The organism is Bombella sp. ESL0378 (genome assembly GCF_009725845.1).
Taxonomy (GTDB): Bacteria; Pseudomonadota; Alphaproteobacteria; order Acetobacterales; family Acetobacteraceae; genus Bombella; species Bombella pollinis.
Map to the genome: position 1 here is coordinate 1 of NZ_WNIF01000006.1, position 17,089 is coordinate 17,089.

Here is a 17,089-nt window from a genome sequence, read left to right on the forward strand (position 1 = left end):
TGTTCGGTTGGTTCGGGGAAGGAAGCCAATTTTGAGGGGCGTATTTGCTCTCTAATATAAGAGGTTGCCAGAAGGCGATGTCTGGGCGGAGGAGTGTTGTGATGGTTGTTCCGGCCTCGTTATATTTAGGGTAGCCAACCATACCATTTTGGGCAGAGATGATGGGTATTGATTTTTCTTGCCCATTTGGAGGGGTGCCAGTGTAGGAGCCGCCCCAGATTTCAACTACCCCTAGATGGGCTGTTGTTTGGGAGATTTGCTGCTTGTAGCTGTTGGGGAGGTTGTTAGTCTCGTCTTGCGTAATGGGGGTGTAGGGCTGGAAATTATAGTTGATGTGTGTTGCGTTTACGACTCCTTCTATTTGGTCTCGTACAGTCCCAGAGCGGTAATGGTTGGTGAGGGGGCGTTGTTATCATCGCTCACAGAGAGCATGATGGTGGTGCGCCCGGGGAGAAGGTGGTTGAGGAATGTTAAGGTGACAATTTGGTTTATTTGTTGATAGGGCGGTTTTGACTTTGTGATTATTGGGGGGTGTGATGCGGGGCATTGTTGCGGGGATTTTGGGTTTTGTGGCGTTTGTTTTTGTGCCGGCTTTGGGTGTTTGTGCTGATGGGATACCGCCTATAGAGGAGGGGTTGAAGATGGTTGCGGCGCAGCAGCAATATGCGTTGCAGCGGATGGGCTTGAGTGCGTCGTTAGCGCGGCAGGCTTTGTGGGGGGCGAAGTATAAGCCTGAGTCTATGTGCGCGCAGCATGTGAGTTTGCTGTTGAGCGGGTATGATGCGTTGCATCCTGAGTTTCCTGATGATGGGCCGCCGGATAAGGATAGGCAGGAGCGTATTCGCTTAGCGAATTCTGGGTCATGGCGATTTGTTTACGATATTGAGCAGGTGCATATTTGTAGTAAGGCTTTTTTGGATAAGACGCCTGCGAAGCCCGCTTATAACCCGGGGAATGATCCTGTTCAGATTATGGCGCGGCGTTTTCAACAAGACCGGCAGGGGACGATTGATGAGATGGTGCAGGCTGGTGTGGAGAAGAATGTTGCGGAGAGTGCGGCTGTGCTTGTCACTTCTCAGCGAGGGATGTATGCGGGGTGCGCGGTTGTCGCAGTTGATATGTATCGTCGGATACCCGGTATGCCAATAAGCCGAGAGGATGCTAGGGCAATGAATATGCGGAATCCTGATACGGCGGAAACGGCTTGTGATATTAACTGGATGTATAGGGACCCGAATGCGGTTGACCCTTATGCGCCATCGATTGAGCGGTTGCAGAAGGCTTTTCGGGAGGACCGGAAAGGGACGATTAAGAAGCTTGTGAAGGTTGGCGTTAGGCGTGTATGGGCAGAGAATGCAGCGGATTTGGTGTTGGCGCAGAAGGGACGTTATCGCCGTTGTGCGGTTATTGTAGGAGGGTTGTTGGATAATATGGGGTATGAATGGGGAGATATTACCCATCATGTAGATGCGATAAATGAAGGTTATTATAGTATAGGGAGTATCGTTGGTGATGGGGTTTGTGATGTGGATAATGTGAATCATGACCCGCGGGAGGGGCTATGGTAAGTCGGTCAGTTCTATCTATCGGTGGGTTAGATTGCTCTAATTCTAGGATGGTTTTTGGCCGAGATTGGTGCGGATGCACTCTATGGTTGTGTGCCATTTGCCTTCTTGCATTTCTGTTGAGACTTCATGTTGGATGGCGATGGGTAGCCATAGGCCATCCCAAGGGGCTTTGCTGATAAGCTGGTGACTTTGGTTGGTGAGGCTGTCTGGTTGGTCCTGGGGAGGAAGCCAGTTTTTGGGAGCATATTCACTATTTAGGATGATGGGTTGCCAGAAGGCGATGTCTGGGCGGAGGAGTGTTGTGATGGTTGTTCCGGCCTCGTTATATTTGGGGTAGCCAACCATACCGTTTTGGGCAGAGATGATGGGTATTGATTTTTCTTGCCCATTTGGAGGGGTGCCAGTGTAGGAGCTGCCCCAAATGACAAAGCCCATGCTGGGCTCGCCGCTATTGCCGCAACTCATACCACCCATACAAAGGCCGATAATGTCGCCTCCGCCGCCTAAACTATACGTGATAATACGGCAATTTGCTCTTGCCGTGTTTTAGTAAAGCAGGTTTTTTCTACTTCAGTGGGTGGGGTCGTTGTCGGGTCGGTCGGTGGTAGGGCACATTCATGTTGTAGAGCAGCATTATTCTCGGTTAGTTGCTTCTCTAAAAGCTGATTCTCGACCGGTGTATTTTGCCCTTTAAGGGCATAGTATGTTTGTGCGTAATGGAAGGCAGTAACCCTAAGTGCTGGGTCGGAACAGGCGGCAGTAGAGAGAATATTAGCTTGATTTAGCCTAGCACATAGTGCACCCTCATTCTTCTGTTCTTGTGCGGATGCTATATTATTGAAGTATGAAAAAAACAAGAGTAAGCTAGTGCAGCCTAGCCATTTCTTCATGATATACGATCCTGTATTTCATATTTTTATTAAAGGAATAATAGAATTATTTGTACAGTAAAGTAAGAAAATATGGATAAAAAAGTAATTTTAATTTTATGGTTTAGTGGTCTGTTTTGCCCGTTAGGAGTTGACTTTTAGAGAGGAATAGTAGAAGGGGACAGCCATGTATGTGGAGTAGCATTCGTCCTATTGGTGAAGGAACGTAACATGATTGTTCCTGTAGTATTATCTGGGGGTTCTGGTACGCGGTTATGGCCGGTCTCGCGTAAGAGTTATCCCAAACAGTTTTGTACGCTTTTGGGGCAGGAGACGCCATTTCAAGAGACTGTGCAGCGGACGAAGTTGCTAGGATTGCAGGCAGCTCCTATTATTGTGGGTAATTGTGATCATCGTTTTGTCATGGCTGAGCAGCTGCGGCAGGTTGGGATAGAGGATGCGCGGATTGTGTTGGAGCCAGTCGCGCGTAATTCTACTGCGGCGATGGCCGCAGCGGCGTTTTGGCAAGCCAAAACCGATGATGAGGCTATTTTATGGTTTATGCCAGCCGATGCCGCGATTACAGATATTCCCGCTCTGCGAGAGGCGGTCTCTCAAGCGCGAGAAGCTGCCGAGAAAGGTTATATCGCGACATTTGGCATGACACCCACAAAAGCTGAGACAGGCTATGGGTATATTGAGCAAGGCAAGGCGTTAGACGGTACGAAAAATGCGTTCCATATTACGCGCTTCCTCGAAAAGCCAAATGAGGAGGAGGCAAAACGTCTCTTAGCAGCGGGGAAATATCTTTGGAACTCCGGCATGTTTATGGCACGAGCCAAGGTGTTTTTGTCTGAGTTAAAAGCTCTTGCTCCAGAGATTTACAATGCGGTTGAGCGTTCGGTTGAGAATGTTCAGACAGATTTAGGGTTCCTTCAGTTAGAGGCAGAAAGTTTCGCACAAGCTCCGTCCATCTCGGTGGATTATGCTGTGGCAGAGAAGACGCAGCGCGCTGCTGTAGTGCCTGCTCGTTTCGGCTGGATGGATGTTGGGAGCTGGGATGCCGTTTGGGAGTTAACACCCAAAGATAGTGACGGTAATGCAACGCGAGGCAATGTTTTTTTAGACAGAGCCAAGAATTGCTATGTACATTCTGATAGTGTCGTTGCGACCGTAACAGGCGTGGATGACCTTATCATTATCGTAACCAAAGATGCTGTTATGGTATCGCATCGTGACCGTGCGCAAGATATTAAGCATATGGTTTCGCGCCTTCGGGAAGAAGGGCGCGCGGAGGCTGAGAAGCATGTAAGGATGTATCGGCCTTGGGGCTTCTATGAGAGCTTGATTCAGGGTGATCGTTTCCAAGTGAAGCGTATTCACGTAAGCCCGGGGGAGAAGTTATCGCTACAGAAGCATTTTCATCGTGCAGAGCATTGGGTCGTTGTCGCTGGTACGGCCCTTGTAACGCGTGATGATGAAGTCCTTACGGTTAAAGAAAATGAGAGCGTTTATTTGCCATTAGGGGCTGTTCATCGGTTGGAGAATCCCGGCCGTATCCCAATTACTTTGATAGAGGTGCAATCTGGCCCGTATTTGGGGGAAGATGATATTGTGCGGCTAGAGGATGTTTATAAACGCTAGCCCTTACGGAAAAGTTAGATTTTAAAGGGCACGCATCTTATTGAAAGTAATGTATGCGTGCCCATATCCTAGCAAGATGAATATCTTCAGGCGAGGAGAGCTTGCTATGTTATATACACATGTTGTGTTGGGTACGAACGACCTTACCCGCGCTAAGAAGTTTTATGATGCGTTATTCTCCGTTATGGGTGGGAAAGCCTTAGGGGAGGCAATGCCCGGTAAGTTGCTTTACGAAAAAGACGGTCAGATGTTCATGATTGGTAAGCCAATAGATGGTAATCCTGCCTCGGTGGCGAATGGTTTCACGTTGGGATTTGCTCTTGGAAGCGAAGATGAGGTGAAAGCATGGCACAAAGCGGGCATTGAGCATGGCGGCTTGGATATAGAGAACCCGCCGGGGATACGTAAAGTCGGCGATGCGGAGTATTTTTTTGCTTATCTGCGGGATCCAGATGGCAATAAGCTTTGCGGACGGTACGACCTGTAACAGTCTGCAAGGGTTGGAGTGGGGCTATAATATGGATGGCCCCTGTCCCTCAATGTGATAAGCTTGTGGAATTGTTTGATAGAGAAAGAGGTTAAAAATGTCGGTATCGTCTATGCTAAAGCGGACATGCTTATTATTGGGTATGGTGCTGGGGCTTTGTGCAACATCTTTAGGTGTAGCAGCCGCTCAGTCTGAGGCACCTGCGACCGGCGTGAAGCAAATCACAACGCAGTTTTCTGGCTCTGTAAGCCCAGCAGGGGCAGTGTTGGATAATAAGACGGGCAAGATTATTGGCGAGATTGATCGCGGCGGCGTTGTTTATAACAATCAGGGCAGTGCTGTTGGTTCTGTCGATGATAACGGGACTGTGCGTAATAAAGCAGGGGTCGTTGTGGCGCAGGTTGCGAAAACAAACAAACTTGCAGGTGTTGCTTTCCTGTTAGAGAAGTAAGATGCGTTGCTGCTCTTTCCTTATCCTTTAGTGGTGGGGAAAGAGTGTGCCATTGTTGATAGAATCTCTGTTAAGTCCTTTTGCATAGTCTCAAAGTGACGATTAGGCTTTAGTGTTCCTAAGTTTACATAACAAGCGCGGTTGATTTCAATCTGTAGGCTTTGTTTATTTTCCTCTATTACGCCATACCGGCTTGTTATATAACCGCCCGGATAGGGTACATTGCGTTGGACGTGGTACCCTTTAGCGGTGAATAAATCTTCGGCCATGCTGATGAGTTCATGAGAGCATGTTGTACCGTGTTTATTGCCGAGTACAATGTCGCACGGCCGTGTTTGAGCAAGTGGCGGCATGGAGTGAATATCCAATAAAATAGCCGTACCAAATTGCTCGGTGAGCGAGTTCAGCGTTGTATGGAGGGCATGATGATAAGGCTGCCAATAATGGGTAAGGCGTGCTCTGGCTTCCTCGACGGGTAAGCAATAACGGTAAATACTTTTCCCCGGCGCAAGGCAACGCGGTATGACGCCATAACCTGCACGCACTTTTGCACTATAGATGAGGTCTTGCTCAACAAGTGGAGGGGAGAACATGCTGGCATCAAGCTCCCGCCAATCTCGGTTTACATCGCAAAAACTTCGTGGAAAGAGAGCCTGAATGAGGCTGAGGCCATGGGCGGGAAGATCCTGTAAAAGCTCATGAATGAAACGATCCTCCATGCGCTCTAGTTCATTTAAGGAGAGAATAGTCGTTTTTAGGAACTCAGGCGGATAATTTTGCCCAGAATGAGGGGATGATAATAAGAAGGGCGTCCGGCTTTTGCAGGGTGGCAGCTGTACCCCAACAGCGTGGGAGGAGCGGAGTGGAAGCGCACAGGGAGTTTTTTGAATTTTTTTCACGATAAAGGCTTGCCACATCTTATAGGGCAAGGTAAATACCCTCTTACACCAGGCGGGGCGCATAGCTCAGCGGTAGAGCACTACCTTGACATGGTAGGGGTCACAGGTTCAATCCCTGTTGCGCCCACCACCCCTCTGGTGATTATCTCCTTGAAAAATTGATGTTTTTAGTTGGGACTGGTCCTTTGTGGGACCTCTGCTGTGCCATAATGACCTATTCTCGTGGTGGGGTGATTATCCTTACCCAGAAGCTGTTATGTTTTTAAAGATGCGGCGTGGGGTTGTGAGGGGTGTGCCATGATTAAAATGCAATTCATCTATAACTTGCTAATGGAGTGAAAAATAAAACCTTTGTGAGGCTGGTTATAACGTTCTGTAAAATAATAACTTTATGAGTGTAATAGATTTTTCTTATATTTCTATATCGTAAACGGAGATATTCCGTAACAAGGGGTGATTGCCAAGCCCTTCTGAGCAGCTTTAACTTCCTCGGCAGAAGGCAGGTAATAGTGAAGCTAGCCTGCTTGTCGTTAGGTTTCGTAATTGTGCGGAGCCGTTGTTAAGTGGAGAGGATGTACTTAAATGAATGCTCATTCATCATCCAAAAAATCGGTCAATACAGGCCGTCGGCATGTTTTGGGCGCCCTTGGGGCTTCCATCGTAGCAGGGGGGGCAAGCTCCGCTGTGGCGCAGTCTCTTGGTTTCCCAGCTCCGCCGGCTGGTTTGGGGAAACGTCCTTATCCGAATCTTCTTCGCCCGCTGAATGACGGCCCGCGTAAGTTTGGTTACGCCATTGTTGGCCTTGGCAAATATGCTGTGAACCAGATTCTGCCTGCTTTTGCAGAGTGTGAATATGCGAAGGTTACAGCTCTTGTCAGCGGTGACATCGAGAAGGCACGCCGTCTTGGCAAGCATTATGGTATTGAGGAATCTCACCTCTATACATACGACACGTTCGATAAAATCGCGCAGGACCCGGAAGTTGATGCCGTGTACATCATTCTGCCGAACTCCCTGCATGCTGATTTTACGGAGCGTTCTTTCCGCGCAGGCAAGCATGTGCTGTGTGAAAAGCCAATGGCTGTCACGGTGGAAGAATGTCAGCGTATGATTAACGCTGGTAAGAAAGCTGGCAAGAAGCTGATGATTGGCTATCGTTGCCACTTCGACCCCGTTACACATAAAGCTATTGAGCTGGCACGCACCAGCATCGGTAAGCCACAGATTATCAGCACAGATAACGGCGATAATACCGACCCGACCGATCCTACCTACCAGTGGCGTCTAACACGCGCGCTATCTGGCGGTGGTGCGCTGATGGACCTCGGTATTTACGGGGTGAACGGTTCTCGTTACATGCTGGATGAGGATCCGATTGAGGTTCAGGCCACAATCATGCCGCCATCTGACCCGATGTTCCGTGAGATTGACGAGACAATCGTTTGGATCATGCGGTATCGCTCTGGCGCGGTGGCACATGGTAGTGCCTCCTTTAACGTCAATGCGATGTCCCGCTTTAACCTGCAAGGGACGGAAGCCTCCCTGCGGATGGATCCTGCAACAAGCTATTGGTGTAACAGCGTAAGCCACTGCACAAGTGGGGATACACAAACATGGTCCACACCGATGTTCACCATCCCAGCATTGAACCAGTTCTCCGCTCAGCTAGACCATCTAGCCATCAGCGTAGCTAATAACACACCGCTCGCTGCAACGGGTGAAGAAGGCATGCAGGATGTGCGCTTGATTCAAGCTATGTATCAGTCTGCTAACTCTGGTAGTCGCCCTGTCTCCACTGATTGGGGTGACTGGCGTAAGACCATCTGATCGTCCTTTAAGACGCTCTGATGAGGAGGGGGCCGCATGGAGCATGTGGCCCTCTTTTTTGTGGGTAAGATATATTAAGAGGCTATCGTGGCATCCAACCAGCCTTGCAACATGTAGGCTGCGGCCATTTTATCGACCACGTCTCCGCGTTTTTTACGGCTCATATCGGCTTCTTGAATCAAAAAGCGATTTACAGCACTGGAGGAGAGCCGCTCATCCCATAAGCAAGTAGGTATATTAAGACGCTCGCTCAAATCTTTTGCCCAATCATGAGCAGCACGAGCAGCAGGGCCGAAGCTGCCATCAAGGGAGAGGGGAAGGCCGACAACGATTCCCCCTATTGCGTGCTGGGTGCATAATTCCTGAAAGATTGGCAGCATCTGTTTAAGTTTTTTTCGCATCACAATGGTAAGCGGCGAGGCCAGCATGAGCGATATGTCAGACAGAGCAAGGCCTATCTGCTTACTGCCAGGGTCTATCCCCAGAACAGATTGTGAAGGTTGAAGCTGATTGCGTAGCGCGTGTGGATTGAATAGTGTCATGGCAAGAGGGTATGCTCTCTCATAGCTTGAGGCTAACGTAACGATATTGGTGGACGGGACTATACATGTCGCTTGACGTGAAAACAGTGGCAAAAATGGCCAGACTGGCAAGAATTGGTCTTTCTGAGGAGGAGCTACAAGCTCATCAGAAAGAAATGCAGGGAATTATCGGTTGGGTCGATCATCTCAATGAGGTTGATATTACAGATGTCCCCCCGATGGTCGGCACGGGTTTGGCTCAGCCACGCTTGCGTGATGACAAAGTAACGGATGGAAATTGCCCAGAAGCCGTCCTCTCCAACGCACCGGAGCGTGAAGGTCCCTTTTATACCGTGCCGAAGGTGGTGGAATAATGAGCAGCCTGTTTGATTACACATTAGCATCCGCACGGGATGCTTTGCGCGCCCGCAAGATTTCCGCTGTGGAATTGGTCGATGCTCATATTGAGGCTATTGAACGCCTTGATGATGGGCTGAATAGCTTCATCACCCGTACGCCAGAGCAAGCGCGCATTGCCGCGAAGGAGGCAGATGCTGCTTTAGCAAAAGGGGAAGGGGGGCCTTTATGTGGCCTGCCAATCGGCCTGAAAGACCTTTTTGCCACCAAGGATGTCCGCACAACGGCTGCGAGTAAAATCCTTGATAATTTCGTCCCCCCTTATGAGAGCACGGTGACAGCTAACCTCAAGCAAGATGGAGCTATCTCTCTTGGTAAGCTGAATCTTGATGAGTTCGCTATGGGTTCCACCAACCTAACATCCGCTTTTGGCGGGGTGGTGAATCCATGGCAACGGCGTGGCTCCACAGCGAAGTTAGTGCCCGGTGGGTCCTCTGGTGGTTCTGCCGCAGCAGTGGCGGCGGGGTTGGTTCTTGGGGCTACTGGGACGGATACGGGCGGTTCCATCCGCCAGCCTGCGGCTTTTTGCGGTATTGCAGGGATTAAGCCGACTTATGGCCGTTGCTCCCGCTTTGGGACCATCGCCTTTGCAAGCTCTTTAGACCAAGCAGGCCCGATGGCGCGTAACCTACAAGATTGCGCTATTTTGTTGGAATCTATGGCAGGGTTCGACCCAAAAGATTCTACAAGTGTGGATAAACCCGTCCCACATTATGAGGCGGCCTTGGGGCGAGGCGTGAAGGGCCTAAAGGTGGGGATTCCGAAAGAATATCGGATTGATGGCCTCCCTGCTGAGATTGCCGCTGTTTGGGACCAAGGGATTGTCTGGCTTAAAGAGGCAGGGGCCGAGATTGTCGATATGTCTCTGCCACATACACAATATGGCCTCCCAGCTTATTATATTGCAGCTTTGGCGGAGGCATCCTCCAACCTTGCGCGGTATGATGGTGTGCGTTTTGGTGAGCGCGTAACGGGGGCATCACTGGATGCTCTTTATGAAGCAACGCGTGCAGCGGGCTTTGGTGAGGAAGTAAAACGCCGTATCCTGCTGGGCACTTATGTGCTGTCCTCCGGCTATTATGATGCGTATTATCTGCGCGCGCAAAAGGTTCGTACCTTGTTACAGCGGGACTTCTTGCAGGCTTACGAAAAGGTAGATGTCATCCTCGCCCCAACGGCACCTTCTGGGGCTTTTGCATGGGATGAAAAACCAACTGACCCCGTGCAGATGTACCTTAATGACGTCTTTACCGTGCCTGCTAGCATGGCCGGTGTGCCTGCTTTGTCCGTACCTGTAGGGTTGGATAGCCACGGCGTGCCACTTGGCTTGCAGTTAATTGGTCGCTTCTTTGATGAAGAAACACTCTTAGCTGCGGGCTCCGTTTTGGAGAAAGCAGCATCCTTTACCCATCGTCCTACTATCCATGCAGGGGTATCAGCATGAGTGCGTATCGAATCACTGGTGAAACTGGCGCATGGGAAGTGGTCATCGGGTTGGAGGTCCACGCCCAGATTGTAAGCCAAGCGAAGTTATTTTCTGGGGCTTCTGCCTCTTATGGCGGGGAGCCTAACAGCCATGTTAGCCTAATTGATGCGGGCTTTCCTGGTATGCTGCCTGTCTTGAACCGTGAGTGCGTAGCCCAAGCGGTACGGACAGGGCTCGGCTTGCGAGCGCAGATTAATCTTTTCAGTCGCTTTGACCGGAAGAATTACTTCTATGCGGATTTGCCGACAGGCTATCAAATTAGCCAGTTTGAGCATCCAATCGTGGGGAAGGGCACTGTCGAGATCGAGCTAGCCGATGGTGAAACCCGGCATATCGGCGTGACCCGGATGCATATGGAGCAAGATGCCGGGAAGTCCATTCACGACCAAGACCCGACACGGTCTTTCATCGACCTCAACCGTGCTGGTGTGGCGTTGATGGAGATTGTGAGTGAGCCCGATATTCGCTCCCCAGAAGAAGCCGGTGCGTATATCCGCAAATTACGGCAGATTCTGCGTTATTTGGGGACATGCGATGGCAATATGGAGGAAGGCTCCATGCGCGCGGATGTCAATGTCTCTGTCCGGCGTGAAGGGGAAGAGGGCTATCGCACGCGCTGCGAGATTAAGAATGTGAACTCCGTACGCTTTGTCATGCAGGCGATTGAAGTTGAAGCGCAGCGTCAGGTTGATGTGTGGGAATCTGGTGGGGAAATTGACCAAGAGACCCGCCTTTTTGACCATGTAAAGGGCGAGACGCGCTCTCTGCGGACCAAGGAAGATGCGCATGATTACCGCTACTTCCCAGAGCCGGACCTCCTGCCTTTGGTGCTAGAGCAATCTTGGGTGGATGAGCTGAAGGCGGCTCTGCCAGAATTGCCAGAGGATAAGCGCGCACGGCTGGAGAAAGAATACGGCGTCTCTCGCTATGAATCGGGCGTTCTGACGGCTGAACAATCTGTAGCAGATTTTTACGAGACAGTGGCACGCGGGGCAGATGCACGCTTGGCGACAAACTGGATTTTGGGTGATTTCTTCGCAGCATTGAATCGAACAGGCCGGACGATTGAGAATAGCCCGGTCTCTGCTGAATCATTGCGTGAGCTTCTTGCCTTGATAAGTGATTCCACCATTAACGGGAAAATCGCAAAAGAGGTTCTCGAAGATATGGTGGAGACAGGTGATAAACCTTCCGCCATTGTGGACCGTAAGGGCCTCCGCCAAGTGACGGATACAGGCGCGATTGAAGCGGCAATTAGCGAGATTTTAGCAGCTAATGCGGATAAAGTTGCTGAATATAAGAGCGGTAAAGATAAGCTCTTTGGCTTCTTTGTTGGGCAAACGATGAAGGCCATGAAAGGTAAAGCCAACCCGGCCATGGTTAATGAGCTGCTGAAGAAACTTTTAGCCTCATAAAATCGTAAAAAGAATGGTGTAGGGGGCTTTACGTCACGCGCGTTTCCCCCTACAAACAGTTCTGCAAACGCCGTGTAAAAACCGTTTATAGCGGAGGGGTGGCCGAGAGGCTGAAGGCGGCGGTTTGCTAAACCGTTATACGGGTAACTCCCGTATCGTGGGTTCGAATCCCATCCCCTCCGCCACGGATTACCAGAAAATAGCAAAGAACACCTCAAAAATAGATTATCTCCCCTTTTTGAGGCCCCCAGCGAGGCCCCCAATTTTCTGCGCTCTCTCACAATTAATCTGTTTCTCTGCGGGCAGATTCGCGCGCGCTCTGTTATCTCGCTTCTTAGAAAACAGCCAAAAATAAACGTCAGAATGTGACAGATTGTGACATGAAGTGATAGTTAATGATAGGAAAATATGGGTAGTTGTGTGGGTAATAGCTCGGCTATAGAGGGAAAATGCTTACCGATATTGTTATAAAACGTTTCAACCCTAAGAGAAGCTTCATAGTAAAGAGGGATTAGTTATCAGAGTACTGCTTAATGGATTGAAACTATAGATACTCAGGTACAAGGTAAGTAGAAAAGAGAATACATTATTAATTAAGCCATATTTAGATGTTTCTCTGGCGCAGGCTAGAAAAGTCTATTTCTTGGTCGCAGTTTGTTATATTATTGGCAAAATGGTATAGAATTGGATGTCTAGCTATTTCGGGGTTAGCGAAAGCTTTTCGTCCGCTTCCTGTTATCACGCAGTCGCAGCATGAACATGGAGATAAACCATGCCTACTTTATTTGTTGAAGCGATTGATCATCTTGTTCTGAATGTTAATGATATTGATGTATCGTTTGATTGGTATTCAAATATTCTTGAAATGTGTGGGAAGAAGATTGTTTCAAAAAAAGTGGCGTGCGAAAAATATACTTTTCTTTGGTAATCAGAAAATAAATCTTAGACAGAAGGATATATCGCAAGAAGACTGGTTTACAGCGAGACATCCCCTTGAGGGAACAGCAGATTTGTGTTTCCTCGTCAGTCTGTCCGCAGATGATGTTGTAAAGCATCTGACACATCATAACGTAAAGATTGAATGTGGACCTGTAATAAAAGAGGGAGCTTGTGGGAAAATTTCCTCCGTTTATTGTCGTGATCCCGATGGGAATCTGATCGAATTATTCTCCTACTAAAGAGTCGGTTTTTTTTGCTAGTATATTTCTAAGATGTGTGGCAATCGTTAAATAGCTCTAGCACGGATATTATGATGGTCATCTTTCCATTGCTAGCGCTTGAAAAGTTATATTGTGATTTGTTTGGCTATCATGAGTTTTATATATATATTATACTTTTTTCTTGAAAAATAACAAACAAATCACACAAATCGGGAGGAATATTTGAAAAAAATAAAATAATCTAAAGAACCATTGGCTATTAATTTTTTTGTTTTTATCATCACAACTAATTTGTGTTGTAAGTTGTATTGCCTCGTAGCCATAGGTTTTTAGCTTCTCTTCAATATCTTCTCCAACTTTTACTGCACTAATAAGAAAGTTTCTGTACCATTTTTCTGCAAAGAGACAGCTAAGAGCAATGATAACATAAAAAAATAATATAGAAATTATAATATATTTTTCATTATTTATATCTGAATCTTTCAACAGGTAAGCAGCGAATAAGAAAAGAGCCGAAAAACAAGTTCCGAGTAATCCTCTTACGCGCATACTAATATCGTTAAAATGTTCTTGTGTATCAATGACTCTTTTCCATGCCTCTAGATAAATATTAACTGAAGCAATTTTATCGTCTTCTGTTCTTCTAACTCCAAACATCATGATTCCTTTCTCATGAAAAAGTTTCACCATTTTATTTATTGTAGAGCAGCCTATGCGTCAGCTAACAATATAAAAAAGGGACGGCAGAAAAACCGTCCCCTTCTTTAACAAAGTAAAGCCAGAAGCTTACTTAGCCTTACCCTGGTTAGCTACGGCAGCAGCCTTAGCGGCGATTTCTTCTGCATCGCCGAGGTAATAATGCTTCACAGGCTTAAAGTTCTCATCGAACTCATAAACCAAAGGCACACCGGTGGGGATGTTCAGGTTGAGGATTTCATCCTCTGTCATGTTATCCAGATATTTCACCAGCGCGCGCAGGGAGTTCCCGTGGGCTGCGATGATGACCTTTTCACCTTTTTTGATACGGGGTAGAATGCTCTTCTCCCAATAAGGGATAACGCGCTCAATGGTGAGGGCGAGGCTCTCTGTGGTGGGAAGCTCATTAGGGCTAAGATGAGCGTAGCGTGGGTCATGGCCGGGGAAACGCTCGTCAGACCGCTCCAGCGCAGGGGGGGTAACAGCAAAACCGCGACGCCATTGCTTAACTTGCTCATCGCCATATTTCTTGGCGGTCTCGGCTTTGTTCAGCCCTTGGAGCGCACCATAGTGACGCTCATTAAGACGCCAGTTTTTCTCAACAGGGAGCCATGCTTGGTCCACACCATCAAGAATGTTCCATAATGTATGGATTGCGCGTTTTAGAACGGATGTATAAGCGAAGTCGAAGGAATAACCCTCCTTACGCAGGAGTTCGCCCGCTGCTTTGGCTTCGCTGCGTCCTTTTTCGGACAAATCTACGTCATACCAACCGGTAAAGCGGTTTTCTTGGTTCCACTGGCTCTCGCCGTGACGAACCAGAACAAGCTTGGTTACAGCCATGATAAACTCCTTAATATATAAGGTTTAACGACAGGGAGAGAGTGCGCCAGTATGGCGAGAACTGCAAGGCCCTCACTAGGATTTGCGCGCATTGTTGTGCATGGCCGTTATGACGATCGAGAAAGGCCACGGTAAGTCGTCGTGGCCTTTCTCGTATGGGGTTAGTTATTTTGTTCTTCTTGTTGTTGAATGTAACGCCGTGCTTCAGGCGAAATGCGCAGCGTCATTGTTAGGCCTGCCGTGATGAGATAGATGACCGCGAATGTCCAGATAACATAGGCCATGCCTGTCCCGAAGATGAGCTCGCAGAGGGATACAATGGCCGGACCAACCCATGTTGAGGCCCCAGCCCCTAAGCCAAGAATAGAGAGGGCAGCGGCTTTCTCGCGGGGGCAAATTTGCGGCATAAGCCCAGAGAGAGGCACAAAGGCTGCGATAGAAGCCCCATATAAAATCCCAACTGCGGCGGCAGCAGCAAAATTACCCGGATACCAAAGTGGAATGTAATAAAAGAGGGGAATGGTTACGAATCCACCAATCCCACCAAAGACAGCTACAACAAAACGATAGCCGATTTTATCCGCCACCATGCCAGAGATGAGGTTAACAATAATATTGCTTAAGAAAATTAGGGATAGAAGATTTAACCATTGCCCAAGAGTAAAGCCTAGATGGTCCACAAAGAAGCCCGGCATAATAGCGAGAAAAGCATATTCGGAGGAGGTATCAACTGTCCTTACAATGCCTGCGATGAGAGTTTTAGGCTCTCGCCATATGATGCTGATAGAGCCTAAAAACGCTTTTTTAGGGGAGACATCAGCAGGGAGGAGGCGTTGTGTACCGGTTGGTTCATGCGTGAAAAGGAGGGCCAACAACCCACCAATAACGACAAGCCCTAATGAACACCAGAAGGTATTGATTTCACCAATCGCAGGAATTGCGAAACGAGCGAATTGAGAGCCTAGCGTTGGTAGCCCAGCGGAGAAGGAAAACCAAAACCATCCAGCCGCCGCACCTAACATTGTACTTGGGGTTGCTGCGGCAATCCAAACCAAGAAGCCATAAGCAAAGAGGGGGTAAGCAAAGCCGCGTAACGTGTAAAATGTAAGAATCCACGTGCTATTATTAGGCGTTAGCCCGAAGATGAGGAAGCCGACCTCTAAAACAGCCCATAAAATAAGGCCAATCCACATTACTTTTTTAGGCCCCATTAGGTCCGATAGGGGGCCGGCGAACCATGCAGCAAGCATGACCGTAATGCCGTAACATGTGAAAAGCTCATTCACAAAACTTTGTGGATGGCCCGTATGAAGCATGAAAGTATCTAAATACCCTGCCTCGACACCATCGCCCACCATGAAAAGTAGTTGCCCAACAAAGGCCCAAAAGAGGGCTTTTGGGATGCCTATTTTCTCGACAAAACTTGTTTTTTTGGTCACAGAGTCTGCCATTAAAAATCTCTCCCATGATGTAAAGAAAGAAGAAAACCATATTAAATGGCTTTATCCCTTCATTCTTAGTGGATGATGAGGTGATATGGTGTTGAATATCCTCTCAATATTTAAGCCTAACACTTATAAGCTTACGATTATCCCCTCCATAGCATGATGAGGATATTTTTTCAATTATCTATGGGTGTTTGAGGGGCAACCTATATCTCTTATTATTTCTTATAATGATGAAGTTATTATGGGTATTCATCGCTTTTACGGAGTCTTTTCCCATGATGTGTTGCAAGAGTTGGAGGGAGGGTAATGGCTTAAAGATTTTAGTTGCGAAAGAATGTCATTATCACTAGCGTGAAGAAAGATTAGCCAGCCAGAGGCGAAGATAGATGATTATATGCTCATGCAATGGGTTGTCGGATAGGGATGTGCAGACAGCCATCCAAGCCGGAGTTGTGAAACTCTCTGAGATTTATGCGGCGCGACAATGCCGGGTAAAATGTGGGAACTGCGTAAAGGGCGTAGCGTGTTTGCTCAAAGCGGCTCGCGAAACAAATTGCCCATGCCCCACAACCTTGGAGTTGGAGGAGCAAATGGCAGCTCAGGCTGTTGGGGATGAGGAGCTGGTTATAAAAAAAGAGGCCACCCTATAGGGAGGCCTCTCTTATAAGCTTAGCAGCTAACAGTAATTATTATGAGCCGCTATTCTGGTCTGCACTCTCGGAGTTGAGAGTGATGTAACGCTCGATGCCAATTTGCTTGATGAGGTCGAGCTGGGTATCGATGAAGTCCTCATGGGATTCTTCATCAGCGAGGATGCGGAAAAGAAGATCGCGGGAGACGAAGTCACGCACGCTCTCGCAATAAGCGATACCTTCGCGGATTTTCTCCAGAGCGAGAGCCTCGACCTTCAGGTCACATTCTAGAATCTCTTGAACATTCTCACCGATTTGCAGCGGGTTGAGATGTTGTAGATTCGGCAAGCCACCTAAGAAGAGGATGCGTTCAATCAGCCAATCGGCGTGACGCATTTCCTCGATGGATTCTTCATATTCCTTTTTGCCTAATTTTGTAACACCCCAGTGGTTCAGTGTCCGGGAGTGAAGGAAATATTGGTTAATGGCGGTTAGCTCATTAGCCAGCTGAGCATTTAAGAACTCGATAACTTTAGGGTCTTTTACAGGCATGTGCCTCTCCTTTGATGATTTTATAAAAGTAGGAACGCATCCAACGGCAGTACACATAAAAGTTATTTTGTAAAAAATCAATAAAAAAATGTTATTTCATGTATTCGTAGGTGATAATCATTATCATATATTGCTATTTGAAAAAGATTATCAGCTTCATCTTTAGAATTGCAT

At 48.0% G+C, this 17,089-nt stretch carries 18 protein-coding genes and 2 tRNA genes; 12 read left to right on the forward strand and 8 right to left on the reverse strand.

All coding sequences use genetic code 11. The features are described from left to right. Positions 1–536 precede the first annotated feature (536 nt). Entirely contained in the window at positions 537–1,568 is a 1,032-nt protein-coding gene (locus GM556_RS03510) for a hypothetical protein (protein WP_155579292.1), read from the forward strand. A gap of 42 nt (positions 1,569–1,610) precedes the next feature. Here the strand turns inward: GM556_RS03510 and GM556_RS03515 are convergent, their stop codons facing one another. Next, positions 1,611–2,033, reverse strand: a complete 423-nt coding sequence (locus GM556_RS03515; protein ID WP_155579293.1) for a hypothetical protein — start codon at positions 2,031–2,033, stop codon at positions 1,611–1,613. A 38-nt stretch (positions 2,034–2,071) separates the two neighbouring features. Beyond that, positions 2,072–2,458, reverse strand: a complete 387-nt coding sequence (locus GM556_RS03520; RefSeq protein WP_155579294.1) for a hypothetical protein — start codon at positions 2,456–2,458, stop codon at positions 2,072–2,074. Between the two features lie 210 nt (positions 2,459–2,668). Here GM556_RS03520 and GM556_RS03525 point away from each other — a divergent pair, with 210 nt between their 5' ends. The 3 genes from GM556_RS03525 (at position 2,669) to GM556_RS03535 (ending at position 5,019) form a co-directional block, all read left to right on the forward strand. Beyond that, positions 2,669–4,081: a mannose-1-phosphate guanylyltransferase/mannose-6-phosphate isomerase gene (locus GM556_RS03525; RefSeq protein ID WP_155579295.1), complete on the forward strand. Its 1,413-nt coding sequence runs from the start codon at positions 2,669–2,671 to the stop codon at positions 4,079–4,081. 106 nt (positions 4,082–4,187) lie between these two features. Further along, the gene (locus tag GM556_RS03530) at positions 4,188–4,568 is read left to right on the forward strand and encodes a VOC family protein (RefSeq protein WP_155573093.1); all 381 of its coding nucleotides are present in this window, start codon (positions 4,188–4,190) and stop codon (positions 4,566–4,568) included. A gap of 97 nt (positions 4,569–4,665) precedes the next feature. Next, positions 4,666–5,019 carry a hypothetical protein gene (locus tag GM556_RS03535; RefSeq protein WP_155573094.1) on the forward strand — a complete coding sequence of 118 codons (354 nt, stop codon included), beginning with the start codon at positions 4,666–4,668 and terminating at the stop codon, positions 5,017–5,019. A gap of 20 nt (positions 5,020–5,039) precedes the next feature. On the opposite strand, the gene GM556_RS03540 is transcribed toward GM556_RS03535, so the two are convergent. Next, complete coding sequence (locus GM556_RS03540) at positions 5,040–5,918, reverse strand: N-formylglutamate amidohydrolase (RefSeq protein ID WP_266137984.1); 879 nt, start codon at positions 5,916–5,918, stop codon at positions 5,040–5,042. A 55-nt stretch (positions 5,919–5,973) separates the two neighbouring features. On the opposite strand from GM556_RS03540, the gene GM556_RS03545 reads away from it, so the two are divergent. After that, a tRNA-Val gene (locus GM556_RS03545) sits at positions 5,974–6,048 on the forward strand. A 452-nt stretch (positions 6,049–6,500) separates the two neighbouring features. Beyond that, a complete protein-coding gene (locus GM556_RS03550) occupies positions 6,501–7,745 on the forward strand; it encodes a Gfo/Idh/MocA family protein (RefSeq protein ID WP_155579296.1) in 1,245 nt (414 codons plus the stop codon). A gap of 74 nt (positions 7,746–7,819) precedes the next feature. Here the strand turns inward: GM556_RS03550 and ruvX are convergent, their stop codons facing one another. After that, positions 7,820–8,287, reverse strand: a complete 468-nt coding sequence (gene ruvX, locus GM556_RS03555) for a Holliday junction resolvase RuvX (RefSeq protein ID WP_155579297.1) — start codon at positions 8,285–8,287, stop codon at positions 7,820–7,822. 65 nt (positions 8,288–8,352) lie between these two features. Between ruvX and gatC the strand changes: the two genes are divergently transcribed. The 5 genes from gatC to GM556_RS08595 all read left to right on the forward strand — a co-directional run bounded on the left by gatC (position 8,353) and on the right by GM556_RS08595 (position 12,512). Next, positions 8,353–8,640: an Asp-tRNA(Asn)/Glu-tRNA(Gln) amidotransferase subunit GatC gene (gatC, locus tag GM556_RS03560; protein WP_099027382.1), complete on the forward strand. Its 288-nt coding sequence runs from the start codon at positions 8,353–8,355 to the stop codon at positions 8,638–8,640. Next, positions 8,640–10,127, forward strand: a complete 1,488-nt coding sequence (gene gatA / locus GM556_RS03565; RefSeq protein ID WP_155579298.1) for an Asp-tRNA(Asn)/Glu-tRNA(Gln) amidotransferase subunit GatA — start codon at positions 8,640–8,642, stop codon at positions 10,125–10,127. Before gatC ends, gatA begins: the two co-directional genes overlap by 1 nt. Next, the gene (gene gatB, locus GM556_RS03570; protein ID WP_155573098.1) at positions 10,124–11,584 is read left to right on the forward strand and encodes an Asp-tRNA(Asn)/Glu-tRNA(Gln) amidotransferase subunit GatB; all 1,461 of its coding nucleotides are present in this window, start codon (positions 10,124–10,126) and stop codon (positions 11,582–11,584) included. The genes gatA and gatB overlap by 4 nt, the downstream gene beginning before the upstream one ends. 92 nt (positions 11,585–11,676) lie before the next feature. Further along, positions 11,677–11,769 (forward strand) — tRNA-Ser (locus GM556_RS03575). Positions 11,770–12,356: 587 nt separating this feature from the next. Then, a complete protein-coding gene (locus tag GM556_RS08595) occupies positions 12,357–12,512 on the forward strand; it encodes a VOC family protein (protein ID WP_196424767.1) in 156 nt (51 codons plus the stop codon). Between the two features lie 400 nt (positions 12,513–12,912). Here the strand turns inward: GM556_RS08595 and GM556_RS03585 are convergent, their stop codons facing one another. From GM556_RS03585 to GM556_RS03595, 3 genes are all read right to left on the reverse strand, one after another. Further along, positions 12,913–13,404 (reverse strand): hypothetical protein, encoded by a 492-nt coding sequence (locus GM556_RS03585; RefSeq protein WP_155573143.1) that lies wholly within the window; start codon positions 13,402–13,404, stop codon positions 12,913–12,915. A gap of 126 nt (positions 13,405–13,530) precedes the next feature. Next, a complete protein-coding gene (gene gpmA / locus GM556_RS03590) occupies positions 13,531–14,283 on the reverse strand; it encodes a 2,3-diphosphoglycerate-dependent phosphoglycerate mutase (protein ID WP_155573144.1) in 753 nt (250 codons plus the stop codon). Positions 14,284–14,444: 161 nt separating this feature from the next. Next, entirely contained in the window at positions 14,445–15,734 is a 1,290-nt protein-coding gene (locus GM556_RS03595; protein ID WP_155579299.1) for an MFS transporter, read from the reverse strand. A gap of 383 nt (positions 15,735–16,117) precedes the next feature. Here GM556_RS03595 and GM556_RS03600 point away from each other — a divergent pair, with 383 nt between their 5' ends. Beyond that, positions 16,118–16,381, forward strand: a complete 264-nt coding sequence (locus tag GM556_RS03600; RefSeq protein WP_155573146.1) for a bacterioferritin-associated ferredoxin — start codon at positions 16,118–16,120, stop codon at positions 16,379–16,381. Positions 16,382–16,420: 39 nt separating this feature from the next. Here the strand turns inward: GM556_RS03600 and bfr are convergent, their stop codons facing one another. Next, positions 16,421–16,915, reverse strand: a complete 495-nt coding sequence (bfr, locus tag GM556_RS03605; RefSeq protein WP_155573147.1) for a bacterioferritin — start codon at positions 16,913–16,915, stop codon at positions 16,421–16,423. Positions 16,916–17,089: the final 174 nt, after the last annotated feature.